Source organism: Streptomyces sp. NPDC024687, assembly GCF_055559055.1.
On the sequence record NZ_JBVHLJ010000001.1, the window covers coordinates 1,074,312 to 1,097,197 of the forward strand.

General features: G+C 71.1%; 19 protein-coding genes. 11 read left to right on the forward strand and 8 right to left on the reverse strand.

Going from position 1 to position 22,886, the window contains the following annotated elements; translation table 11 throughout:
- Positions 1-74 precede the first annotated feature (74 nt).
- The 8 genes from ACZ39I_RS04785 to lgt all read left to right on the forward strand — a co-directional run bounded on the left by ACZ39I_RS04785 (position 75) and on the right by lgt (position 6,144).
- A complete protein-coding gene (locus ACZ39I_RS04785; protein ID WP_451473773.1) occupies positions 75-332 on the forward strand; it encodes an HGxxPAAW family protein in 258 nt (85 codons plus the stop codon).
- Positions 333-415: 83 nt separating this feature from the next.
- The gene (locus ACZ39I_RS04790; RefSeq protein WP_467242830.1) at positions 416-844 is read left to right on the forward strand and encodes a DUF2752 domain-containing protein; all 429 of its coding nucleotides are present in this window, start codon (positions 416-418) and stop codon (positions 842-844) included.
- A 138-nt stretch (positions 845-982) separates the two neighbouring features.
- Entirely contained in the window at positions 983-1,792 is an 810-nt protein-coding gene (gene trpC, locus ACZ39I_RS04795) for an indole-3-glycerol phosphate synthase TrpC (protein ID WP_403657373.1), read from the forward strand.
- A 43-nt stretch (positions 1,793-1,835) separates the two neighbouring features.
- A complete protein-coding gene (gene trpM, locus ACZ39I_RS04800) occupies positions 1,836-2,000 on the forward strand; it encodes a tryptophan biosynthesis modulator TrpM (protein WP_467243320.1) in 165 nt (54 codons plus the stop codon).
- A gap of 115 nt (positions 2,001-2,115) precedes the next feature.
- Positions 2,116-3,402 (forward strand): tryptophan synthase subunit beta, encoded by a 1,287-nt coding sequence (gene trpB / locus ACZ39I_RS04805; RefSeq protein WP_451473776.1) that lies wholly within the window; start codon positions 2,116-2,118, stop codon positions 3,400-3,402.
- Positions 3,399-4,223 carry a tryptophan synthase subunit alpha gene (trpA, locus tag ACZ39I_RS04810; protein WP_467242831.1) on the forward strand — a complete coding sequence of 275 codons (825 nt, stop codon included), beginning with the start codon at positions 3,399-3,401 and terminating at the stop codon, positions 4,221-4,223. Before trpB ends, trpA begins: the two co-directional genes overlap by 4 nt.
- A 105-nt stretch (positions 4,224-4,328) precedes the next feature.
- A complete protein-coding gene (locus ACZ39I_RS04815; RefSeq protein WP_467242832.1) occupies positions 4,329-5,105 on the forward strand; it encodes a DsbA family protein in 777 nt (258 codons plus the stop codon).
- Between the two features lie 82 nt (positions 5,106-5,187).
- Positions 5,188-6,144 (forward strand): prolipoprotein diacylglyceryl transferase, encoded by a 957-nt coding sequence (gene lgt / locus ACZ39I_RS04820; RefSeq protein WP_467242833.1) that lies wholly within the window; start codon positions 5,188-5,190, stop codon positions 6,142-6,144.
- A gap of 57 nt (positions 6,145-6,201) precedes the next feature.
- Here lgt and ACZ39I_RS04825 read toward each other — a convergent pair whose 3' ends face one another.
- Genes ACZ39I_RS04825 through ACZ39I_RS04850 form a run of 6 tightly spaced genes read right to left on the reverse strand, consistent with a single transcriptional unit; the run spans position 6,202 to position 13,299 of the window.
- Complete coding sequence (locus ACZ39I_RS04825; protein ID WP_467242834.1) at positions 6,202-7,032, reverse strand: HpcH/HpaI aldolase/citrate lyase family protein; 831 nt, start codon at positions 7,030-7,032, stop codon at positions 6,202-6,204.
- Positions 7,029-8,219 carry a CaiB/BaiF CoA transferase family protein gene (locus tag ACZ39I_RS04830; protein ID WP_467242835.1) on the reverse strand — a complete coding sequence of 397 codons (1,191 nt, stop codon included), beginning with the start codon at positions 8,217-8,219 and terminating at the stop codon, positions 7,029-7,031. Before ACZ39I_RS04830 ends, ACZ39I_RS04825 begins: the two co-directional genes overlap by 4 nt.
- An 8-nt stretch (positions 8,220-8,227) precedes the next feature.
- On the reverse strand, positions 8,228-9,586 hold the full coding sequence (locus ACZ39I_RS04835; RefSeq protein WP_467242836.1) for an ADP-ribosylglycohydrolase family protein: 1,359 nt from the start codon (positions 9,584-9,586) through the stop codon (positions 8,228-8,230).
- Positions 9,574-10,740: an ADP-ribosylglycohydrolase family protein gene (locus ACZ39I_RS04840; RefSeq protein WP_467242837.1), complete on the reverse strand. Its 1,167-nt coding sequence runs from the start codon at positions 10,738-10,740 to the stop codon at positions 9,574-9,576. The genes ACZ39I_RS04835 and ACZ39I_RS04840 overlap by 13 nt, the downstream gene beginning before the upstream one ends.
- 7 nt (positions 10,741-10,747) lie before the next feature.
- Positions 10,748-12,205 (reverse strand): ADP-ribosylglycohydrolase family protein, encoded by a 1,458-nt coding sequence (locus ACZ39I_RS04845; RefSeq protein WP_467242838.1) that lies wholly within the window; start codon positions 12,203-12,205, stop codon positions 10,748-10,750.
- Positions 12,202-13,299 (reverse strand): ADP-ribosylglycohydrolase family protein, encoded by a 1,098-nt coding sequence (locus tag ACZ39I_RS04850; RefSeq protein ID WP_467242839.1) that lies wholly within the window; start codon positions 13,297-13,299, stop codon positions 12,202-12,204. Before ACZ39I_RS04850 ends, ACZ39I_RS04845 begins: the two co-directional genes overlap by 4 nt.
- Positions 13,300-13,584: 285 nt before the next feature.
- On the opposite strand from ACZ39I_RS04850, the gene ACZ39I_RS04855 reads away from it, so the two are divergent.
- From ACZ39I_RS04855 to ACZ39I_RS04865, 3 genes are all read left to right on the forward strand, one after another.
- Complete coding sequence (locus ACZ39I_RS04855) at positions 13,585-14,316, forward strand: VIT1/CCC1 transporter family protein (RefSeq protein ID WP_352382787.1); 732 nt, start codon at positions 13,585-13,587, stop codon at positions 14,314-14,316.
- A 378-nt stretch (positions 14,317-14,694) separates the two neighbouring features.
- Positions 14,695-19,302: a glutamate synthase large subunit gene (gene gltB / locus ACZ39I_RS04860; protein WP_467242840.1), complete on the forward strand. Its 4,608-nt coding sequence runs from the start codon at positions 14,695-14,697 to the stop codon at positions 19,300-19,302.
- Positions 19,295-20,755, forward strand: a complete 1,461-nt coding sequence (locus tag ACZ39I_RS04865; RefSeq protein ID WP_403657411.1) for a glutamate synthase subunit beta — start codon at positions 19,295-19,297, stop codon at positions 20,753-20,755. The genes gltB and ACZ39I_RS04865 overlap by 8 nt, the downstream gene beginning before the upstream one ends.
- A 104-nt stretch (positions 20,756-20,859) precedes the next feature.
- Here the strand turns inward: ACZ39I_RS04865 and ACZ39I_RS04870 are convergent, their stop codons facing one another.
- Both ACZ39I_RS04870 and ACZ39I_RS04875 read right to left on the reverse strand, forming a co-directional pair.
- Positions 20,860-21,801, reverse strand: a complete 942-nt coding sequence (locus ACZ39I_RS04870) for a chitosanase (protein WP_467242841.1) — start codon at positions 21,799-21,801, stop codon at positions 20,860-20,862.
- Positions 21,798-22,715 (reverse strand): rhomboid family intramembrane serine protease, encoded by a 918-nt coding sequence (locus tag ACZ39I_RS04875; protein WP_467242842.1) that lies wholly within the window; start codon positions 22,713-22,715, stop codon positions 21,798-21,800. The genes ACZ39I_RS04870 and ACZ39I_RS04875 overlap by 4 nt, the downstream gene beginning before the upstream one ends.
- Positions 22,716-22,886 lie beyond the last annotated feature (171 nt).

Genomic DNA, 22,886 nt, shown 5'->3' on the forward strand with positions numbered 1-22,886 from the left:
TTCGTGCCCTCGCGTGCGGGACAATGACTTCGAGCGTCCGGCTCAGACACGTACTTCAGCACTAGGAGCAAGCAATGGCGGGCAGCAGCCACGGTCACACCCCGGCCGCCTGGACCGGTGTCACTATCGCCTTCATCGGGTTCTGCGTCGCGGGCGCCTTCATGGTGATGGCCCAGCCGGCGGGCTTCTGGGCCGGTATGGCGATCGTGGTCGTCGGCGGTGTCGTCGGCTGGATCATGAGCGCGATGGGGATGGGCATGCCCAAGGACGCCCACAAGCCGCTCGCCACCTCGCAGCAGCCCGAGATCGAGACGGCCGAGGCCAAGAGCTGACGCACTCAGAACTTCGTGGAGGGGCGGCCCGGCGAGAGCGCCGGGGCCGCCCCTCACGCGTGCGTGGGACCCCGCAGGGCACAATGCGAGGCGTGAACGCCGACACCCAGCGCGCCCCCCGGCTCACCGGGCTCGCCGTCCCGGGCGCAGTCCTCGCGGCCGTCGCCGGGGCCTTCGCGTACGTGGGGACCGTGGACCCCAACCAGCCCGGGCACTACCCCGTCTGCCCGCTCTACCGGATCACCGGCCTGTACTGCCCCGGCTGCGGCGGACTGCGCAGCGCGCACGCGTTCGTCCACGGCGACTTCCTGGCCGCGCTCCAGGACAATGCGCCGGCGGTGCTGGGCTATCTGGGCTTCGCCGTGCTGTGGACCGTCTGGGTGGTCCGTACCGCGCGCGGCCGGCCGCTGAAGCTCGGCCTCGGGCCGGTGCACCTGTGGACGGCGGGGACATTGCTGCTGGTCTTCACGGTTGTCCGGAACCTACCGTTCGGTGGCTGGCTTCATCCTTGATCAACTGATGAACGTCCAGGTAGTGGGACCGGCGTCAACCGGATGCGAGGGCTACGCCCTCCTGCGGATACCATCGCAGTGACCACCTGTTTTCATCGGTCGCTGGAACTGTCAACCGTCTGGAAGGGGGCCGCTCGCGTGAGTGTGCTCGACGAGATCATCGACGGAGTCCGTGCCGACCTCGCGGAACGGCAGGCGCGCGTCAGCCTCGACGAGCTCAAGGAGCGCGCGGCGAAGGCTCCCGCGGCCAAGGACGGCGTGGCCGCACTGCGCGGCGACGGCGTCAAGGTCATCTGCGAGGTCAAGCGCTCCAGCCCCTCCAAGGGCGCGCTGGCCGCGATCGCCGACCCGGCGGGCCTCGCCGCCGACTACGAGGCGGGCGGCGCCGCCGTCATCTCCGTCCTCACCGAACAGCGCCGCTTCGGCGGCTCGCTGGCCGACCTGGAGGCCGTCCGCGCGCGGGTGGACATCCCGATCCTGCGCAAGGACTTCATCGTCACGTCGTACCAGCTGTGGGAGGCCCGGGCCTACGGGGCCGACCTCGCGCTGCTCATCGTCGCGGCCCTGGAGCAGCCCGCCCTGGAGTCCCTGATCGAGCGCGCCGAGTCCATCGGCCTCACCCCGCTCGTCGAGGTCCACGACGAGGACGAGGTCGAGCGCGCGGTGGACGCCGGAGCGAAGATCATTGGCGTGAACGCGCGCAACCTCAAGACCCTCGAGGTCGACCGCGGCACGTTCGAGCGCATCGCCCCCGAGATCCCCGCCCATCTGGTCAAGGTCGCCGAGTCCGGCGTCCGCGGCCCGCACGACCTGATCGCCTACGCCAACGCCGGCGCCGACGCGGTCCTGGTGGGCGAGTCCCTGGTGACGGGCAAGGACCCGAAGACGGCGGTCTCCGACCTGGTCGCGGCGGGCGAACACCCGGCACTCCGACACGGCCGCGGCTGATCACCCGATAGGATCGGCCCCGATGACCCTCACGACGACAACCATGGACAGGTACGCCCGCCTCGCGCGCGGCTGCCGCCCCCGTGGCTGCCGTGCGCCCGCACGCCGGGTGCACGGCCGTCGGGTGCGCTACGTCATTGGGGATGAACCCGGCCAGGTGAATGGCATGCGATGGCAGCGCCCCGTCAGGGGCGCGGGGCTGCATTGATCAGCGGCTACCGCCGCGCGGGCGCGACCAGCCACAACGGTCCCGCAGTCGTCTGACCGTCTCCGCCCCCACGGCGCTTAGTGTCTTTTCAACGCACTCACCGTGAGGTATTGCCATGCCCAGCGAGTTCTTCATCCCCGACCCCGACGGTCAAATCCCCAGCGCCGAAGGCTACTTCGGCGCGTTCGGCGGCAAGTTCATCCCGGAGGCCCTCGTCGCCGCCGTGGACGAGGTCGCCGTCGAGTACGACAAGGCCAAGCACGACCCCGAGTTCGCCCGTGAGCTCGACGACCTGCTGGTCCACTACACCGGCCGTCCCAGTTCGCTCACCGAGGTCCCCCGTTTCGCCGCCGAAGCGGGTGGCGCCACGATCTTCCTGAAGCGGGAAGACCTCAACCACACCGGCTCCCACAAGATCAACAACGTCCTCGGTCAGGCCCTGCTCACCAAGCGCATGGGCAAGACCCGGGTGATCGCGGAGACCGGCGCCGGCCAGCACGGCGTCGCCACCGCCACCGCCTGCGCGCTCTTCGGTCTCGAGTGCACCATCTACATGGGCGAGATCGACACCCAGCGCCAGGCCCTCAACGTGGCCCGGATGCGCATGCTCGGCGCCGAGGTCATCGCCGTGAAGTCCGGCAGCCGCACGCTGAAGGACGCCATCAACGAGGCCTTCCGCGACTGGGTCGCCAACGTCGACCGCACGCACTACCTCTTCGGCACGGTAGCGGGACCGCACCCCTTCCCGGCCATGGTCCGCGACTTCCACCGGGTCATCGGCGTCGAGGCGCGCCGCCAGCTCCTGGAGCGGGCCGGCCGGCTGCCCGACGCGGCCATCGCCTGCGTCGGCGGCGGTTCGAACGCCATCGGCCTGTTCCACGCCTTCATCCCGGACACCGGCGTACGCCTCATCGGCTGCGAACCCGCCGGGCACGGTGTGGAGACCGGCGAGCACGCGGCCACCCTCACCGCGGGCGAGCCCGGCATCCTGCACGGCTCCCGCTCCTACGTCCTCCAGGACGAGGAGGGCCAGATCACCGAGCCGTACTCCATCTCGGCCGGCCTGGACTACCCGGGCATCGGCCCCGAGCACTCCTACCTCAAGGACTCCGGCCGCGGCGAGTACCGCGCGGTCACCGACGACGCGGCCATGCAGGCCCTGCGCCTGCTGTCGCGCACCGAGGGCATCATCCCGGCCATCGAGAGCGCCCACGCGCTGGCCGGCGCCCTGGAGGTCGGCAGGGAGCTCGGCAAGGACGGGCTGATCGTCGTCAACCTGTCCGGCCGCGGCGACAAGGACATGGACACGGCCGCACGCTACTTCGGCCTGTACGACACCGACGCCGCCGTCGCGGCGGACGAGGCCGGTACCGGCGCCGAGATCGAGGGGGACGCGAAGTGAGCGGGAACATTCAGCTGCTGTCGGACACCCTCGCCGGCGCCAAGGCCGAGGGCCGCGCCGCGCTCATCGCCTACCTCCCGGCCGGATTCCCGACCGTGGACGGCGGCATCGAGGCGATCAAGGCCGCCTTCGACGGCGGTGCCGATGTCGTCGAGGTGGGTCTGCCGCACAGCGACCCCGTCCTCGACGGCCCCGTCATCCAGACCGCCGACGACATCGCCCTGCGCGGCGGCGTCAAGATCGCGGACGTCATGCGGACGGTCAAGGAGACCTACGAGGCCACCGGGAAGCCGGTGCTCGTGATGACGTACTGGAACCCCATCGACCGCTACGGCGTCGAGCGCTTCACCGCCGAGCTCGCCGCGGCGGGCGGCGCGGGCTGCATCCTGCCCGACCTGCCGGTGCAGGAGTCGGCGCTGTGGAGGGAGCACGCGCACAAGCACGGGCTCGCCACGGTCTTCGTGGTCGCGCCCAGCAGCAAGGACGCGCGGCTCGCCGAGATCACCGCGGCCGGCAGCGGATTCGTGTACGCCGCCTCGCTGATGGGCGTGACGGGCACGCGTGAGTCGGTCGGGGCGCAGGCCCAGGACCTCGTCGAGCGCACCCGGGCCGCCGATGCCGGGGCCGGTCTGCCCGTCTGTGTCGGGCTCGGCGTCTCCAACGCCGCACAGGCCGCCGAAGTGGCCGGCTTCGCCGACGGCGTGATCGTCGGCTCGGCGTTCGTGAAGCGGATGCTGGACGCGCCGGACGACAAGGCCGGCGTCGAGGGCGTCCGCGAGCTCGCCGGCGAGCTGGCGAAGGGCGTGCGCCGACAGGCGTAGGTCCGGCCGTACGCCTGTCACGGCGTGACGGAAGACGCGGTCACTCGAACGGGTGGACCTGGGGCCGGGGAGGCGCGGTGCGCCTCCCCGGTTCGTTCTGCGGGTGTGAGCGAGAAGAACCGTGAGGGAAAGCGCACCGCCCGGGAGCGGCTGGCGGAGGAACGCGCGAAGCAGAAGACCGCGGACAGGCGGCGCCGGGTGCTGATCGTGGGCGCGAGTGTGGTGTGCGTCCTCGGTCTCGCGGCGGTGATCGGCGTCGTCGCGGCCAACGCCGGCAAGGACAAGGACAGCGACTCCGCGGGCCCGGTCGTGGCGCCCTCGGGCGCCGAGGGCCAGGACAGTCTCGCCATCCCGGTCGGCAAGGAGGGCGCCAGGTCGACGCTCGTCGTCTGGGAGGACTTCCGCTGCCCGGCCTGCAAGGCCTTCGAGACGGCGTACCGCCCGGTCGTCCACGAGCTCACCGCATCCGGGCAGCTCAAGGTCGAGTACCACCTGGCGACGATCATCGACGGCAACATGGGCGGCACCGGCTCCCGCAACGCGGCCAATGCCGCGGCCTGCGCCCAGGACGCCGGGAAGTTCCCGGGCTACCACGACGTGCTCTACGAGAACCAGCCCGACGAGACCGACGACGCCTTCGCCGAGAACAGCAAGCTCCTCGACCTGGCGGAGAAGACCGACGGGCTCGACACCCCCGCGTTCCGTGCGTGCGTGGAGAAGGGCACGCACAACAGCTGGGTCGAGAAGTCCGCGGCGGCCTTCCGCAACGGCGGCTTCAGCGGGACGCCGACGGTTTTGCTGAACGGCAAGAACATCTACCAGGACCGGACGATGACGCCTGCGAAGCTGAAGCAGCAGGTACAGGAAGCGGCCAAGGGGTAAGGATTTCAGGCCCGCCTGTTATGGACCCGTTGCCGGACCGCCTGCCGTGGGTCCGGCCGGGCAGGGTAGCGTCGACCCTGCCATGGAACTTGCCTACATTCCCAGCCCGTCGCGCGGGGTGATCCACCTCGGTCCCATCCCGCTGCGTGGCTATGCGTTCTGCATCATCATCGGCGTCTTCGTTGCCGTCTGGCTCGGCAACAAGCGCTGGATCGCCCGTGGTGGGCGAGCCGGCACGGTGGCCGACATCTCGGTCTGGGCCGTGCCGTTCGGACTGCTCGGCGGCCGCCTCTACCACGTGATCACGGACTACGAGCTGTACTTCAGCGAGGGCCGTGACTGGGTGGACGCCTTCAAGGTCTGGGAGGGCGGCCTCGGCATCTGGGGCGCGATCGCGCTCGGTGCGGTGGGCGCGTGGATCGGCTGCCGCCGCCGTGGCATCCCGCTGCCGGCCTACGCCGACGCCATCGCCCCCGGTATCGCCCTCGCACAGGCCATCGGCCGCTGGGGCAACTGGTTCAACCAGGAGCTGTACGGCAAGCCGACCGACCTGCCGTGGGCCCTGCACATCACGTCCTCCACGGACGGCCGGGTACCGGGCTACTACCACCCGACCTTCCTCTACGAGTCGCTGTGGTGCGTCGGCGTCGCCCTCCTCGTCATCTGGGCCGACCGCCGCTTCAAGCTGGGACACGGCCGGGCGTTCGCGCTGTACGTCGCCGCGTACTGCACGGGGCGCGGCTGGATCGAGTACATGCGCATCGACGACGCCCACCACATCCTGGGGGTCCGGCTCAACGTCTGGACCGCGATCGTCGTGTTCCTGTTCGCGGTGACGTACCTCGTGGTGTCGGCGAAGAAGCGGCCCGGACGCGAGGACGTCGTCGAGCCGGGCGCGGATGCCGCCGACGATGAGGCGCAAGAGGCCGATAAGTCCGGCACCGCCGAGAAGGCCGAGGGCGACTCCGACTCCGGCGAGTCCGAGGCCGCCGACTCCCGCGAGGCGGCCGACGAGGCCGAGTCCGCGAAGAAGACCTGACCGCCGGCTGTACGTCGACGAGGGCGCCCCGAGTGGTCGGGGCGCCCTCGTCGTATGTCAGGCGCGGCCGGCGAGGGAGAGGGTGCGGTGGGCCTGGGTCACCACCGCCGCGTCGATGAACGTGCCGTCCGGGAGGGCCTGCGCCCCCTGGTGGGCCTCCGCCGCCTTGAGGACCGTTTCCGCCTGCTCGATCTCCTCCGCCGTGGGCAGGTAGGCCCGCTCGATCACCGGGAGTTGGCGGGGATGGACGGCTGCCCGGCCCAGGAAGCCCAGGGTACGGCCGTGGGCGCAGGAGGCCCGCAGGCCCTCCAGGTCCCGGATGTCTGGGTGGACCGACTGGGACGGGGGAGGCAGGTCCGCCGCTCTCGCCGCCACGACCACTCGGGAGCGGGACCAGTCCAGGCCCCCGTCGTGTCGTACGCCCAGGTCGGCTCGCAGGTCCGCCTCGCCGAGGGCGATGCCTCGCAGGCTCGGGTGGGCGGTGGCGATGGCGTAGGCGTGCTCGATGCCCAGGGCCGATTCCAGAAGGGCGTACAGGGGTGGGGCGCCTCCTTCGGCCCGGGCCGTCGTCTGCGCGACGCGGGTGATCTGGGCGGGGGCGGTGACCTTGGGCAGGCGCAGGCCGCAGACGCCCGGGAGGGGGGCGATCGCCGCGAGGTCCGCTGCCGCGAGGGGGCTGTCCAGGGCGTTGACCCGGACGTGGACCGGGACCGGCTGGGGGTCGCCGAGACGTTCGGCGGTGGCCTCGCGGGCGTACCGCTTGCGGTCGGGGGCGACCGCGTCCTCCAGGTCGACGACCACGACGTCGGCGCCGGCCACGAGGGCCTTGGTGACGGTCTCGGGGCGGTCGCCGGGGACGTAGAGCCAGGTCAGAGGGTAGGGCCTCATAGCGCGCCCTCCGCGCGCAGCGCTGTCAACTCGGCCTTGGTCAGGCCCGCTTCCGTCAGGATCTCGTCCGTGTCCGCGCCGTGGGGGCGGCCCGCCCAGCGGATCGCGCCGGGGGTCGAGGAGAGCCGGAAGAGGACGTTCTGCATGCGCAGCGGGCCGAGTTCGGGGTCGTCGACCGTGGTGACGGTGTCGAGTGCCTGGTACTGCGGGTCGGCCATCACGTCCCGGACGTCCTGGATCGGGGCGACCGCGGCCTCCGCCTTCTCGAAGGCCGCGAGGACGTCCGCGCGGGTGCGTGTGGCGATCCAGTCGCCGACCGCCGCGTCGAGGACGTCGGCGTGGGCGGCCCGTTGGGCGCCGGTCGCGAACCACGGTTCGTCGATCAGCTCGGGGCGGCCCACCAGGTGCATCACGCGTTCCGCGATCGACTGGGCCGAGGTGGAGACGGCGACCCAGGTCCCGTCGGCCGTGCGGTAGGTGTTGCGCGGGGCGTTGTTGGCGGAGCGGTTGCCGGTGCGCTCCTGGACGTGACCGAGTTGGTCGTACCAGGTCGGCTGGGGGCCGAGGACCGTCAGGATCGGCTCGATGAGCGCCATGTCGACGACCTGGCCCTCGCCCGTGCGGTCCCGGGCCGCGAGCGCTGTCATCACCGCGTACGCCGTGGCCAGGCCCGCGATGGAGTCGGCCAGGCCGAAGGGCGGCAGCACCGGGGGTGCGTCCGGTTCGCCGGTGATCGCCGCGAAGCCGCTCATCGCCTCGGCGAGGGTGCCGAAGCCGGGGCGGTGGGCGTAGGGGCCGAACTGGCCGAAGCCGGTGACGCGGGTGAGGACCAGGCGGGGGTTGGCGGCGGAGAGCTCGGGCCAGCCGAGGTCCCACTTCTCCAGGGTGCCGGGGCGGAAGTTCTCGATGACCACGTCCGCGGCGGCGGCCAGCCGCAGGAAGGTGGTCCGCCCGCCCGGCTTGGACAGGTCCAGGGTGATCGTGCGCTTGTTGCGGCCCAGGACCTTCCACCACAGGCCGATGCCGTCCTTCGAGGGGCCGTGGCCGCGGGAGGGGTCCGGTTTCGTGGGGTGCTCGATCTTGACGACGTCCGCGCCGAAGTCGCCGAGCAGGGTGGCGGCGAGGGGGCCGGCGAAGAGGGTGGCCGCGTCGAGCACGCGCAGCCCCTTCAGGGGGGTCTCGGTCATGACGTGGGTCATGGGCGGGCAGCCTCCCGGTGGGTGAGGTGGGCCAGGGTGTCGAAGCCGCTGCCGTTGAAGTCGGCGACGGAGGTGGCCAGGCGGTTCTTGAGGGGGGTGGTCCAGCGGTCGGGGAGGTCTTCCGGGGCGCCGGTCAGGAGGGCGGCGATGCTGCCCGTCGTGGCGCCGTTGGAGTCGGTGTCCCACCCGCCGCTCACCGCTTTGCAGACGGAGGCGGTGAAGTCGCCGTCCGCGTGGGTGAGGGCGGCGCAGATCAGCGCGGTGTTGGGGACCGCGTGGACCCAGTGGTGGGTCGGGCCGTGGGTGGCGTGGAGTTCGTCCACGACCTTGTCGAAGTCGTCGTACCGGCCGGCCAGTTGGATGGCGTGCGTGATGGCCTTGGTGAGGCGGGAGTTCGGGGGGATCACGGTGAGGCCGGTGCGCAGGCAGGTGTGGATGTCGGGGGTCGCGGCCGCCCGGGCGATCACGGCGGCCGTGAACATCGCCGCGTAGACGCCGTTCGCCGTGTGGGTGAGGGTGGCGTCCCGGTGGGCCTGTTCGGCCGCGGCCGCCGGGTCGCCGGGGTTGGTCCAGCCGTGGACGTCCGCGCGGATCAGGGCACCGATCCATTCGCGGAAGGGGTTGCGGTGGCGGGCGGTCCTCGGGGGTTCCAGGCCCTGGAGGAGGTTGCGGTAGGCGATGCGTTCGGCGGTGAAGGTGCGGCCGGCGGGGAGTTCGTCGAGCCAGAGGTTCGCCACGTCCGTGGTGGTGAAGTGCCTGCCGTGGCGTTGCAGCAACAGAAGGTTCAGCAAGGGGTAGTTGAGGTCGTCGTCCTCGGGCATGCCGTCGATGTTCTCGGCGAGGGAGGTGGTGGCGGAGCGCCGGTTCCAGGGGTGGGCGGCGAGAAGTTCGGCGGGGACGCCCTTTGCCGTGAAGTAGCTGTTCAGGGGCCAGTTTCCGGTGGCCGCGGCGAGCCTGCGGATGGCTTCGAGGGGAAGCTTCTCCACGGGTTTGCCCAGGAGACAGCCCACGGCCCGGCCCAGCCAGGCCGCTTCCAGGCCGGCCCGGGTGAGGGGTGCCGTGGAGGCGTGCGCCGGCCACGTCCGGCAGCGGGCCTTGATCATTGCCAGGTCGGTGGGCTCGTCGTCCTCCAACGCGCTCGGGAGGTCCGCCAGTTCGTCCAGCAGGTCGTCCGCGAGCTGCCGCAGATACCTGGACGCGGGCTCCGTCGAGGCGCCCGCGCGCATCGGCGCCTCCTTGCCGCCCGCCCCTCGCCATCTCGCCGCGATCGCCGACGGCTCCCTGCCGTCCTGGGCCGCCTGGCGGAGTTCGTGGCCGATGAGGTCCTCCGGCTGGACCCAGGTCAGTCGGAGCATCTCGGGCCTCCGAGCTCCGCGAACGCCGCCTCGTGGGTCCTGCGGTGGGTGATGTCCCGCTCGAAGATCTCCCGGGTCACGGCGGTCAGCGTCGCCGCCGGTTCCCACAGGTCCAGGCGGCTCGCCTCCGAGACCGTCTTCGACCAGTCGTCCGGGACCGGGAAACCCAGGGCGCCGGACAGGGCACCGGCCATCGTGGCGATCGAGTCGCAGTCCCTGCCGTAGTTCACCGCGCCGAGAACGGCTTGCCGGTAGTCGCCCGCGGACACGAGCAACATGCCCAGGGCGACGGGGAGTTCCTCGATCGCGTGGAGGCGGGAGGGGCGGCGGGCGCCGAGCGAGGGGGCGCGGTAGTCGGGGCCGACCGTGTCGTAGGGCGCGACGGCGTCCCGCAGGGGTCGTAGGGCCGATTCGAAATCCGTGTGGTGGGCGGCCACTTCGCAGACCTTCTCGATCGCCGTCCGCGTGCCGTCCTTCGCCAGCCGCAGGCAGGCCGTCACGACCGAGTCCGGGGTCGCACCCGGCTCGCACGCCGCCGCCACCGCCGCCGCGAAGACTCCCGCCGCCTCCCGGCCGTACGACGACTGGTGGGCGCCCGCGATGTCCAGGGCCTCGGTGTACGCGGCCCGCGGGTTGGCCGCGTTGACCAGGCCGACCGGTGCCATGTACATCGCCGCGCCACAGTTGACGATGTTGCCCACGCCTGCTTCGCGGGGGTCGATGTGGCCGTAGTGGAGACGGGTGACCAGCCACTTCTCCGCGAGGAAGATGCGGTGCAGGGGGAGGGCCTCGGCCTCCAGTTCCGGGATCCAGCGCGGGTTCGTCATCAGGTCGGGGACCAGGTGCTCGGCGATCGCATAGGCGTCGAGGTGGTCTCTGACCCGGTCGTAGACGCGGATCAGCGCGTGGGTCATCAAGGTGTCGTCGGTGACGTGTCCGTCGCCCTTGTGGTACGGGGCGATGGGGCGGGCGGTGCGCCAGTCGTCGCCGTTCCAGGGGCCGACGATGCCGTGGACGCGGCCGGCGTGGCGTTCGAGGATCTGGTCGGGGGAGTAGCCCTCGACGGGACCGCCGAGGGCGTCGCCCACCGCCGCGCCCACGAGGGCCCCGGTGATGCGGTCCTCAAGGCTGGTTTCAGAGTTTTTGGGCGTCATGCCGGAATCATCCTCCCGGGAGGGGTGGTTGTGCGGCTACCAGGAGTTCGGCGAGTTCCACGAGGTCCGTGCCGGTGAGGCGGGGGAGGGCGCAGCCGGAGAGTGTCCGGCAGGTGTCGCGCCAGGAGGCGGGGATCGCGGCGGCGCCGCCCAGTGCGCCGGTCAGCGCGCCGGTCAGGGCGGGGGCCGAGTCGGCGACGCGGGACAGACAGGCCGCGGCGGGGACCGCCTCCGCGATACGGCCGTGGGCGGCGGTGGCCAGAGCGAGGGCCACGGGGACCGTTTCGGCGGCCGCGATGCCGTAGCTGTAGACGTGGTCGACGATCTCGTGTTCCAGGGCGGGGATCAGCGCGAAGGCGTTTCCGGCGGCCTCGGCGAGACGCAGGGCGTGGCGGGCGTTGCGGCCGATCTCCGTCTCCTCGGGCAGCTCGGTGAGCGCCGCTGTCACGCAGGCTTCGACGGGGGCGCCGATCAGGGCGAGGGAGACGGCCGCGGCCATCGCTCTCGCTCCGTGCACGCCGTCTCCGTCCTGGGTGTAGCGGGCGTCGAACTCGGCGAGATCCGCGGCGGGCCGGGGGGCGCCGGGGTGGGCGACGGCCAGGACGCAGGCCCGGACGCAGGCCGCGTCGTCGAAGTAGTGCGGGTTGTCGTGGCCGGTGGCTGGTGGGCGCAGGCCGGTGGCGAGGTTGCCGAGTCCCGCTCTGACGGAGATGCGGGCGCGGAGGGGGATGTCGGCGGACTCGATCTCCGGGGCGCGGTCCGCTGCCGCGGCCACCTCGGCGGCCAGGGCGTTCCAGGTGAGGTCGATGGCGGCTCTGGTACGGCGTTCCCGGGTCAGGTCGTCCAGGGCGGTGTCGTCGCCTGCGCGCAGGAGGGCTTCCGCGGTGAAGGCCGCCCATTCGGCGTCGTCGGACGGGCCGAGGAGGAGGGGCTCGGGGGGTTGGTTGAGGGCGATGGGGACGGGGAGGGTGGTGGTGGCGTTCTGTTCGGCGAAGGTGTCCAGTTCGCGAGTGAGGCGGCGGGTCCATTCGGGCATGCGGGCGGCTCTGTGGCGGGCGGCGGGCCAGCCGGCGGCGTCGCCCGCGGCGAGGCCGAGGAGGAGGCCCTGGACACTTCGCCCGGCCTCGGCTTCGCCTTCGGCCTTTGTGTTCCCACCCGCATCGCCCGTGCAGCTTTCGTCGTCGGGTGAGGGTGGCCCCAGTGGGGCGAACTCGCCGTCGGCGGGCGCGGGTTGGGTGACCGTTGCCGTGAGCGCGGGTTCGGCGGGGCCCGGGGTGGCCAGTAGGGCGGTGGGCTCGGACGTGGGTGGTGCGGCCGTGCTCGCGGACGTGGTCCGTAGAGCCGTCGTCGCGGACGTGGTCGGTCGGGTTGTGGCGTCCGCGGCGTTCGGTGGGGCTGTCGGGGCCGAGTCGCTCGCCATGGGTGTGGAGGCCGGGGGCTCCGCCCAGGGTCCCGGCGGCCTCACCTGTCCGTCCCCGACTCATCGCCCGCCGCCAGTGTGAAGGCGTCCAGATCGGGTGGGGGCCATTCCCGGGTGAGTCCGGTCGTGGCCCACTTGGCGTCCTCCCCCGTCACCAGCAACTCCGCCACGTCCAGCACGTGATGGCCCGCCATGGAGGGCAGGCAGCTGCCTCTCGCCGGGCCGATCGCCGATGCCCACTCGGCCGGGATCGCCGACGCTCCCCGCGTCGCGCCGGCCAGGGCCCCGGCCACCGCCGCCGTCGTGTCCGCGTCTCTCCCCATGTTCACCGCCGTCAGGACCGCCTCACGGAAGTCGCCGTCCGCCGCCGCGTACGCGCCGAAGGCGAGGGCCACCGCCTCCGGGGCCAGGTCGGTCCACGGATAGCCGCCGATCACCACCGCGGAGCGGACCGCTCGTTCGCCCCGGTGGGCCACCGCCACGGCGCGGCGCAGGGAGCGGGCCGTCCAGCTGTCGTCCGGGATCACCGCCAGCGCGGAGGCGACGACGGCGATCGTCGGGGCGCCCGCCATGGCCGCCGCCACTCCCGCCGCGACCGCCTGGCCGCCGTAGATGCCCTCGCCGTCGTGGCTCACCGAGCCGTCGACGGCCACCAGGCGGGCCGCCTCCGCGGGGCGGCCTGCCGCGAAGACGCCGAAGGGGGCCGCCCGCATGGCCAGGCCGTCGCTCCAGGCGTGGCGGTGCTGGGCCGAGATGGGGGCCGCCAGACCTCGGCGGAGGTTCTCCAGCGTGCCGCGTTCGCTGAAACCGGCGCCCCGGAACGGGCCCTCGTCGCGGTCCGCGATCCACGTGTGCCAGGCCGTCTCCACATGGGAGGGGGTGAGGGCCGAGCCGTGACGGGCGAGGAGCAGACCCGAGAAGATCGCGTATTCCGTGTCGTCCGTGCCGGCCGGCTCGTCCACGACATAGCCCTCGATACGACCCCAGCGGGCACGGATCTGCGACGGCTTCAGGTTCTCGGCGGGGGCTCCGAGGGCGTCCCCGACCGCCAGGCCCAGCAGGGCGCCGCGGGCCCGCTCGCGGAGTTCGGCGACGTCCTGGGGTGCCGGGACCGAGGAAACGCGGGCGATCGATGTCATAGCCGGCCTCTCCACAACAGGGAGCAGAGGAGGTTCGCGCGGGACGCGGAACCTTTTGCCGCATATGTCCCACCATCGGCGGTTGACCTCAGCCTCCCTGCCCTCAACGTCACCCGGTCGACATCTGAGCGGGCTCATGATCGTCTGCGCATCCGACGGTAAAGCCGCAGGTTAGCGGAGCCTTTCCTTGCTGGCGGAGGGGAATGGCCCGACGTACTGTGTTCGTTGTTAAGAATTAGAACGTGTCCAAAGTTAGCTTTGGCTTAGCTTCCCTGGGGGACCGGAATGGCCATCCTCGACATCGAAGCGCCCCTGCACGAGGCGCACCGCGACAACCACACGCACCGGGATGTGAACGGCGGCTGGCTCAGGCCCGCCGTCTTCGGTGCCATGGACGGGCTGGTCTCCAACCTCGCCCTGATGTCCGGCGTCGCGGGTGGGGCCGTCGGTCAGCACACCATCGTGATCACCGGGCTGGCGGGGCTCGCCGCCGGTGCCTTCTCCATGGCTGCCGGTGAGTACACCTCCGTCGCCTCCCAGCGGGAGCTGGTCGAGGCCGAGCTGGATGTGGAGCGCCGGGAACTGCGCAAGCACCCGCAGGACGAGGAGGCCGAGCTCGCCGCCCTGTACGAGGGGCGGGGTGTCGAGCCCGAGCTGGCCAGGGAGGTCGCCCGGCAGTTGTCGAAGGATCCCGAGCAGGCCCTGGAGATCCACGCCCGCGAGGAGCTGGGGATCGACCCGGGCGACCTGCCCTCGCCGCTGGTCGCCGCCGTGTCCAGCTTCGGGTCCTTCGCCCTGGGGGCCCTGCTCCCCGTACTGCCGTTCCTGCTCGGTGCGACCACGCTGTGGCCCGCTCTGCTGCTCGCTCTTCTCGGGCTGTTCGCGTGCGGTGCGGTCGTGGCCAGGGTGACCGCGCGGACCTGGTGGTACAGCGGGCTGCGACAGCTCGCTCTGGGAGGTGCGGCGGCCGGTGTGACGTACGCCCTGGGCAGTTTGTTCGGAACGGCCGTAGGATAGATGGGCTGCTACTTATGCGACGGGTCGCATAAGTAGTCGTTACCCGCGGGTTTCGAGTGCTTAACCACTGGGCATGAGCCGTAAGCACTGTGGGCAATGACGCTTGCGGCGCACTCGCGGGGTCGGCGACGACGCCTTCGCCGCCCCCTGGGCCGACGGACGATGATCTGACCGATCAGTCCGGATCGGTCCCCACATACTTCAAGCCACGTGTGCGACACCCCCCTCGCACCGCGTGGCGTCCGCATGTTGGAACGGAGTATCCGGTTCCCGAGATCCGCTCCATCATGTAACCTGCACGAAATTTTGCACACACGCAGAGGGCCAACGTCGTCCCTCGGCAATTGCATATGCCAGTTGACGACGACGGGAGAGCCGATGCGTACGCCGCGCCAGCCGTCCCAGCACTCCACGAATGGCCAGAAGTGGTCCTTCATGGATGCTCGCCCTGCTGCGCAGGGTATGTACGACCCCCGCAACGAGCGCGACGCCTGTGGCGTCGGCTTCGTGGCCACCCTCACCGGCGAGGCGAGCCATGCGCTGGTCGAGCAGGCGCTCACGGTTCTGCGCAACCTGGAGCACCGCGGTGCCACCGGCGCCGAGCCCGACTCGGGTGACGGCGCGGGCATCCTGTCCCAGGTTCCGGACGCCTTCTTCCGTGAGGTCGTCGGCTTCGAGCTGCCGACGGCCGGTGGGTACGCCGTGGGTACCGCCTTCCTGCCGGAGGACGGTATCGAGGACGCCGTCTCGAAGATCGAGACGATTGCCGCCGAGGAGGGCCTCACCGTTCTCGGCTGGCGCGAGGTCCCGGTCGCCCCCGGGCTGCTCGGCGCCACCGCCCGCTCGACGATGCCCGCCTTCCGCCAGGTCTTCGTGACCGACGGCGCCGCAGTGCCTTCCACGGGTATCGACCTCGACCGCAAGGCCTTCGTGCTGCGCAAGCGCGCCGAGCGTGAGGTCGACGTCTACTTCCCCTCGCTGTCCGCGCGGACCATCGTCTACAAGGGCATGCTGACCACCGGTCAGCTGGAGCCCTTCTTCCCGGACCTGTCCGACCGCCGCTTCGCCTCCGCGATCGCGCTCGTGCACTCCCGGTTCTCCACGAACACCTTCCCCTCGTGGCCGCTCGCACACCCGTACCGCTTCGTCGCGCACAACGGTGAGATCAACACCGTCAAGGGCAACCGCAACTGGATGGCGGCCCGCGAATCGCAGCTGGTCTCCGACCTGTTCGGCAACGACGCCAAGGCCCTCGAGCGCGTCTTCCCGATCTGTACGCCGGACGCCTCCGACTCGGCGTCCTTCGACGAGGTCCTCGAACTCCTGCACCTGGGCGGCCGTTCGCTGCCGCACTCCGTGCTGATGATGATCCCGGAGGCGTGGGAGAACCACGACTCCATGGAGCCGGCCCGCCGCGCCTTCTACCAGTTCCACTCCAACCTCATGGAGCCCTGGGACGGTCCGGCCTGTGTCACCTTCACCGACGGCAAGCAGGTCGGCGCGGTCCTCGACCGCAACGGCCTCCGCCCCGGCCGCTACTGGGTCACCGACGACGGCCTCGTCGTCCTCGGCTCCGAGGTCGGCGTCCTCGACATCGACCCCGCCAAGGTGGTCCGCAAGGGCCGCCTGCAGCCCGGCCGGATGTTCCTCGTCGACACCGTCGAGCACCGCATCATCGAGGACGACGAGATCAAGGCCGGCCTGGCCACCGAGCAGCCGTACGCGGAGTGGCTGGAGGCCGGCGAGATCGAGCTCGGCGACCTGCCCGAGCGCGAGCACATCGTGCACACCCACGCCTCGGTCACCCGCCGCCAGCAGACCTTCGGCTACACCGAGGAAGAGCTGCGCGTCCTCCTCGCGCCGATGGCCAAGGCCGCTGCCGAGCCGATCGGTTCGATGGGCACCGACTCGCCGATCGCCGCGCTGAGCGAGCGTCCGCGTCTGCTCTTCGACTACTTCACCCAGCTGTTCGCGCAGGTCACCAACCCGCCGCTGGACGCGATCCGCGAGGAGCTCGTCACCTCGCTGCGCTCGGCCCTCGGCCCGCAGGGCAACCTGCTCGACCCGAGCGCCGCCTCCTGCCGCTCCGTCGTGCTGCCCTTCCCGGTGATCGACAACGACGAGCTGGCCAAGCTCATCCACATCAACGCCGACGGCGACATGCCCGGCTTCAAGGCCGCGACGCTGTCCGGTCTGTACCGGGTCTCCGGCGGCGGCGACTCCCTCGCCGCGCGCATCGAGGAGATCTGCACCGAGGCGGACGCCGCCATCGCCAACGGCGCCCGGCTGATCGTCCTCTCCGACCGGCACTCCGACGCCGAGCACGCGCCGATCCCGTCGCTGCTGCTCACCGCGGCCGTCCACCACCACCTCATCCGCACCAAGCAGCGCACCCAGGTGGGCCTGCTGGTCGAGGCCGGTGACGTCCGCGAGGTCCACCACGTCGCTCTGCTGATCGGCTTCGGCGCCGCGGCCGTGAACCCGTACCTCGCCATGGAGTCCGTCGAGGACCTGGTCCGCGCGGGCACCTTCCTGTCGGACATCGAGGCCGAGCAGGCCATCCGCAACCTGATCTACGCCCTCGGCAAGGGCGTCCTCAAGGTCATGTCGAAGATGGGCATCTCGACCGTCGCCTCCTACCGGGGCGCCCAGGTCTTCGAAGCCGTCGGTCTCGAAGAGGGCTTCGTCCAGAAGTACTTCAGCGGTACGGCCTCCAAGATCGGCGGCGTCGGCATCGACGTCATCGCCAAGGAGGTCGCCGCCCGGCACGCCAAGGCGTACCCGGCGAGCGGCATCGCGCCGGCCCACCGTGCCCTGGAGATAGGCGGCGAGTACCAGTGGCGCCGCGAGGGCGAGCCGCACCTGTTCGACCCGGAGACGGTCTTCCGCCTCCAGCACTCGACGCGCGCGAACCGCTACGACATCTTCAAGAAGTACACGGACCGCGTGAACGAGCAGTCCGAGCGGCTGATGACGCTGCGCGGCCTGTTCGGCTTCAAGTCGGACCGCCAGCCGATCTCCGTCGACGAGGTCGAGCCGGTCTCCGAGATCGTCAAGCGTTTCTCCACCGGCGCCATGTCGTACGGCTCCATCTCCAAGGAGGCGCACGAGACCCTCGCCATCGCCATGAACCAGCTGGGCGGCAAGTCCAACACCGGTGAGGGCGGCGAGGACGCGGACCGGCTGTACGACCCGGCGCGGCGTTCGTCGATCAAGCAGGTCGCCTCCGGCCGCTTCGGTGTGACCTCCGAGTACCTGGTCAACGCGGACGACATCCAGATCAAGATGGCCCAGGGCGCCAAGCCCGGCGAGGGCGGCCAGCTGCCCGGGCACAAGGTGTACCCGTGGGTCGCCAAGACCCGGCACTCCACCCCGGGTGTCGGTCTGATCTCCCCGCCGCCGCACCACGACATCTACTCGATCGAGGATCTGGCCCAGCTGATCCACGACCTGAAGAACGCGAACCCGCAGGCGCGGATTCACGTGAAGCTGGTCTCCGAGGTCGGCGTCGGCACGGTCGCGGCGGGTGTGTCCAAGGCCCACGCGGACGTCGTCCTGATCTCCGGTCACGACGGAGGCACCGGTGCCTCCCCGCTGACCTCCCTGAAGCACGCGGGCGGTCCCTGGGAGCTCGGTCTCGCCGAGACCCAGCAGACCCTGCTGCTCAACGGCCTGCGCGACCGGATCGTCGTCCAGACCGACGGCCAGCTCAAGACCGGCCGTGACGTCGTCATCGCCGCGCTGCTCGGTGCCGAGGAGTTCGGTTTCGCGACCGCGCCGCTCGTCGTGTCCGGCTGCGTCATGATGCGCGTCTGCCACCTGGACACCTGCCCGGTCGGCATCGCCACCCAGAACCCGGTGCTCCGCGACCGGTTCACGGGCAAGGCCGAGTACGTCGTGAACTTCTTCAAGTTCATCGCCGAAGAGGTCCGCGAGATCCTCGCCGAGCTGGGCTTCCGCTCCATCGAGGAGGCCGTCGGCCACGCCGAGACGCTCGACGTCGAGCGGGCCGTCAACCACTGGAAGGCGCAGGGCCTGGACCTGTCCCCGCTCTTCTACGTGCCCGAGCTGCCCGAGGGCACCCCGCTGCACCAGGTCATCGAGCAGGACCACGGTCTGCAGAAGGCGCTCGACAACGAGCTCATCAAGCTCGCCGCCGACGCCCTGGCCGCCGACTCGGCGACCGACGCCCAGCCGGTGCGCGCCCAGGTCGCCATCCGCAACATCAACCGCACGGTCGGCACCATGCTCGGCCACGAGGTGACGAAGAAGTTCGGCGGTGCGGGCCTGCCCGACGACACCATCGACATCACCTTCACCGGCTCGGCCGGCCAGTCCTTCGGCGCCTTCCTGCCGCGCGGTGTCACGCTGCGCCTGGAGGGCGACGCCAACGACTACGTCGGCAAGGGCCTCTCCGGCGGCCGCGTGATCGTCCGTCCGGACCGGAGCGCCGACCACCTCGCCGAGTTCTCGACGATCGCCGGCAACACCATCGCCTACGGCGCGACCGGCGGCGAGCTGTTCCTGCGCGGTCGTACCGGTGAGCGGTTCTGTGTCCGCAACTCCGGCGCGCTGGTCGTCTCCGAGGGCGTGGGCGACCACGGCTGCGAGTACATGACCGGCGGTCACGCGGTGGTCCTCGGCGAGACGGGCCGCAACTTCGCGGCCGGCATGTCCGGCGGTGTCGCCTACGTGATCGACCTCGACCGGGACAACGTCAACGTCGGCAACGTGAACGCCGTGGAGGCGCTGGACGACGCCGACAAGCAGTGGCTGCACGACGTGGTGCGCCGCCACCAGGAGGAGACCGGATCCACGGTCGCCGAGAAGCTCCTGGCCGAGTGGGACACCGCGGTCGAGCGCTTCAGCAAGATCATCCCCAGTACGTACAAGGCAGTGCTCGCCGCCAAGGACGCCGCCGAGCAGGCGGGACTCTCCGAGTCCGAGATCACCGAGAAGATGATGGAGGCGGCGATCAATGGCTGACCCGAAGGGCTTCCTGAACCACGGGCGCGAGGTCGCCAAGTCCCGCCCCGTCGACGTCCGTCTGAAGGACTGGAACGAGGTCTACGTCCCCGGCTCCCTGCTGCCGATCATCAGCAAGCAGGCCAGCCGCTGCATGGACTGCGGCATCCCGTTCTGTCACAACGGCTGTCCGCTCGGGAACCTCATCCCCGAGTGGAACGACTTCGCCTACCGCGAGGACTGGTCCGCCGCCTCCGAGCGGCTGCACGCGACCAACAACTTCCCGGAGTTCACCGGTCGTCTGTGCCCCGCTCCCTGCGAGTCGGCGTGTGTGCTCGGCATCAACCAGCCGCCGGTCACCATCAAGAACGTCGAGGTCTCGATCATCGACAAGGCGTGGGACAGCGGCGATGTCGCGCCGCAGGCCCCCGAGCGCCTGTCCGGCAAGACCGTCGCGGTCATCGGGTCCGGCCCCGCCGGTCTCGCCGCCGCGCAGCAGCTCACCCGGGCCGGTCACACCGTCGCCGTCTACGAGCGCGCGGACCGCATCGGAGGCCTCCTCCGCTACGGCATCCCCGAGTTCAAGATGGAGAAGCGGCACATCAACCGCCGTATCGAGCAGATGCGCGCGGAGGGCACCCGCTTCCGTACCGGCATCGAGATCGGCCGTGACCTCAGGGCGACCGACCTGAAGAAGCGGTACGACGCGATCGTCATCGCCGCCGGTGCGACGACCGCCCGTGACCTGCCGGTCCCGGGCCGCGAGCTCAAGGGCATCCACCAGGCCATGGAGTACCTGCCGCTGGCCAACAAGGTGCAGGAGGGCGACTACGTGGCGCCCCCCATCACGGCCGAGGGCAAGCACGTCATCGTCATCGGCGGTGGCGACACCGGCGCCGACTGCGTGGGCACCGCCCACCGCCAGGGCGCGGCCTCGGTGACCCAGCTGGAGATCATGCCGAGGCCCGGCGAGGACCGTGCCCCGCACCAGCCGTGGCCGACCTTCCCGATGCTCTACAAGGTCACGTCCGCGCACGAGGAGGGCGGTGAGCGGGTCTACTCCGTCAACACCACCCACTTCGAGGGCGACGAGGACGGCAACGTCCAGTGGCTGCACCTCACCGAGGTCGAGTTCGTCGACGGCAAGCTGACCCCCAAGCCGGGCACGGAGCGCAAGATCCCCGCCCAGCTGGTCACCCTCGCGATGGGCTTCACCGGCACCGACCGGGAGAACGGCCTGGTCGAGCAGTTCGGCCTGGAGCTCGACGAGCGCGGCAACATCGCCCGTGACGCCGACTTCCAGACCAACGTGCCGGGCGTCTTCGTCGCCGGTGACGCGGGCCGTGGTCAGTCGCTCATCGTGTGGGCGATCGCCGAGGGCCGCTCGGCCGCCCGCGGCTGCGACCGCTTCCTGACCGGTGCGAGCGAGCTGCCGGCGCCGATCCGGCCGACGGACCGTTCGCTGATGGTGTGATCACACCCGAATAGACGTCCCGTACAAAGGCGTACGGAACGCTGACGGCGCCTGCCCTCCACGTCCCCGACCGGACCGGATGGCAGGCGCCGTCGCATGTCGTCCTACGGCACCTTGTACGTCTCCCCGTACACCTGCCACTCCAGCGGTGTCCTGAGGTCCAGGTTCCCGTCGTCCAGGAAGCGCCGTTGCGCGGTGTTGACGCGTGTGGTGTCGATGTCCGGGTCGCGGGTGCGCATGGCGTCCTCGCGGATGTCGAGGAAGGTGTCCAGGTATGCCTTCTCCGAGCCGCCCTCGGTCGGGCTGCCGGACTTCTCGAGGGCGCGTTCGCGCAGGCCGTAGAAGCCGGTGGGGCCGGTGCCGGGGCCGTGGAAGACCATGGCGTCGTAGTAGACGAACTGGCCGAGCGGGCCGAGACCGTCGAGTTTGGCGAGCCGGACCGCGGGGTCGAAGTAGACGCGGTCGCGGGCCGTGTCCTGGGCCTTCCGGAAGGCCGGGACCTCGGCTTCCGCCTTCCACGCGGCCGCGAAACCGGGGTCCAGGCCCTCGTGGGAGTCCGTGCCGTCGACCGCGCGCAGAGCGGGGAGGTACTTCGCGAGGCCGTTGTCCGGGTGGGCCTTCGTGTAGCCCTCGACGAGCGTGAGCAGGTCGTTGGTGCCGGTGCAGAAGCCGATGATGCCGGCGGTGTAGCCCTGGCCGTCGCCGATGTCCTCGATGTAGGAGTAGGCGCTGCGCCAGTCGAGCGTGGAGTTCTCCGCGCTCGCCACCAGCTGCTGAGCGAGTTCCTTCTCGGCGGGGGCGTCCAGTCCGGCCGGCACGCCGGCGAGCACCTCTTGGGCCTCCGCACTCCCGGACCGCTCGGACCGCTCGGCCCAGGTCTTGGCGCCCTCGGCACCCCTGGCGTCCCGGGCCGCCTGCGACCGGTAGGCGGCGGAGAGGTCGGGGCCCGCCCCCGGCGCCCCGGAGTCCTCGGGCGCGAGGAGGTAGACCGACGCCGTGACGAGCACGGGGACGGCCGCGAGGAGCAGCGCGCGGACCCGTTTCACTGAACTCCCGTCAGTTCGGTCACCTTGGCCCAAGTACACACCAGGAGCACCGCCAGCAGTACGGCGCACGCTCCCGCCTGCACCAGGGCGCGACGGTTGTCCCGGGGGGCGTACGCGTAGGCGAGGGTGACGAGGGCTCCGGCGAGCAGGCCCCCGAGGTGGCCCTGCCAGGACGTCAGCCACGCCGACATCACCAGCCACAGCAGCAGGCCCCCCATGAAGCGGTTCACCTGGGCCATGTCGGCGCCGAGGCGGCGGGCCATCACGTAGTACGCCGCGCCGAGCCCGAAGATCGCGCCGGACGCGCCGAGCGTGGGCTGGGTGGGCGCGACCAGCAGGACGAGGACCGAGCCGCCGAGCGCCGAGAGCAGATAGAGGACGGCATACCTGAGGCGGCCGAGCTGGACCTCCACCACCCGGCCGATGTTCCACAGCGACACCATGTTCATCACGATGTGCAGGATCCCGAACGTGCCTTCGGTGGGCGGCAGATGGAGGAACGCGCCGGTCAGCAGCCGGTACCACTCGCCGTCGACGACACCCTCGGCGTGGAAGCCGGAGGGGTAGGTGTCCTGCCACACGTAGTGGCCGCCGTCCGGGCCCCGCAGGCCCACGCCCAGCATCTCGAAACGGTCCACGATCGCCGGGCGCACGAGCTCGCCGACGTACGCGAGCACGTTGAGGCCGATCAGGATGTACGTCACCAGGGGGACGGCCGTGATGCGCCCGCCGAACACGGTCCGGGCCTGCCGTATCGACCGTGCCCCCTCCCGCACGCATTCGGGGCACTGGTGGCCGACGGCCGCCTCCCGCATGCAGTCGGGGCAGATGTACCGCTCGCAGCGGGTGCAGCGGACGTGGGACTCCACCTTGGGGTGGCGATAGCAGGTGGTGACGGCGGACTCGGGTTCCACGGCCGGCTCTCCTCGGAGTGACAGGGGTGATCGTGAGCCGGTGGGGACGGCGGCGAACAAAATATCGAACGCCGGTGAGGGAGTGGAGCGGAGGGGCCGGATTCGGGTGGTCGCACGCCCCGTTGGCATCACCCACGCGTCGTGCCACCCTGTGGTTGATCCGACGGGGAG

Excerpts from the sequence above, each read along its gene's own strand:
- trpB (WP_451473776.1), top strand. The coding sequence starts at position 2,116 with ATGCCCAGCGAGTTCTTCATCCCCGACCCCGACGGTCAAATCCCCAGC.
- ACZ39I_RS04825 (WP_467242834.1), bottom strand. The coding sequence starts at position 7,032 with ATGAGGCCCTACCCTCTGACCTGGCTCTACGTCCCCGGCGACCGCCCC.
- gltB (WP_467242840.1), top strand. The coding sequence starts at position 14,695 with ATGCGTACGCCGCGCCAGCCGTCCCAGCACTCCACGAATGGCCAGAAG.
- ACZ39I_RS04840 (WP_467242837.1), bottom strand. The coding sequence starts at position 10,740 with ATGACGCCCAAAAACTCTGAAACCAGCCTTGAGGACCGCATCACCGGG.
- trpM (WP_467243320.1), top strand. The coding sequence starts at position 1,836 with ATGGACAGGTACGCCCGCCTCGCGCGCGGCTGCCGCCCCCGTGGCTGC.
- ACZ39I_RS04850 (WP_467242839.1), bottom strand. The coding sequence starts at position 13,299 with ATGACATCGATCGCCCGCGTTTCCTCGGTCCCGGCACCCCAGGACGTC.
- ACZ39I_RS04865 (WP_403657411.1), top strand. The coding sequence starts at position 19,295 with ATGGCTGACCCGAAGGGCTTCCTGAACCACGGGCGCGAGGTCGCCAAG.
- ACZ39I_RS04830 (WP_467242835.1), bottom strand. The coding sequence starts at position 8,219 with ATGACCGAGACCCCCCTGAAGGGGCTGCGCGTGCTCGACGCGGCCACC.
- lgt (WP_467242833.1), top strand. The coding sequence starts at position 5,188 with ATGGAACTTGCCTACATTCCCAGCCCGTCGCGCGGGGTGATCCACCTC.
- ACZ39I_RS04785 (WP_451473773.1), top strand. The coding sequence starts at position 75 with ATGGCGGGCAGCAGCCACGGTCACACCCCGGCCGCCTGGACCGGTGTC.
- ACZ39I_RS04835 (WP_467242836.1), bottom strand. The coding sequence starts at position 9,586 with ATGCTCCGACTGACCTGGGTCCAGCCGGAGGACCTCATCGGCCACGAA.
- ACZ39I_RS04790 (WP_467242830.1), top strand. The coding sequence starts at position 416 with ATGCGAGGCGTGAACGCCGACACCCAGCGCGCCCCCCGGCTCACCGGG.
- ACZ39I_RS04855 (WP_352382787.1), top strand. The coding sequence starts at position 13,585 with ATGGCCATCCTCGACATCGAAGCGCCCCTGCACGAGGCGCACCGCGAC.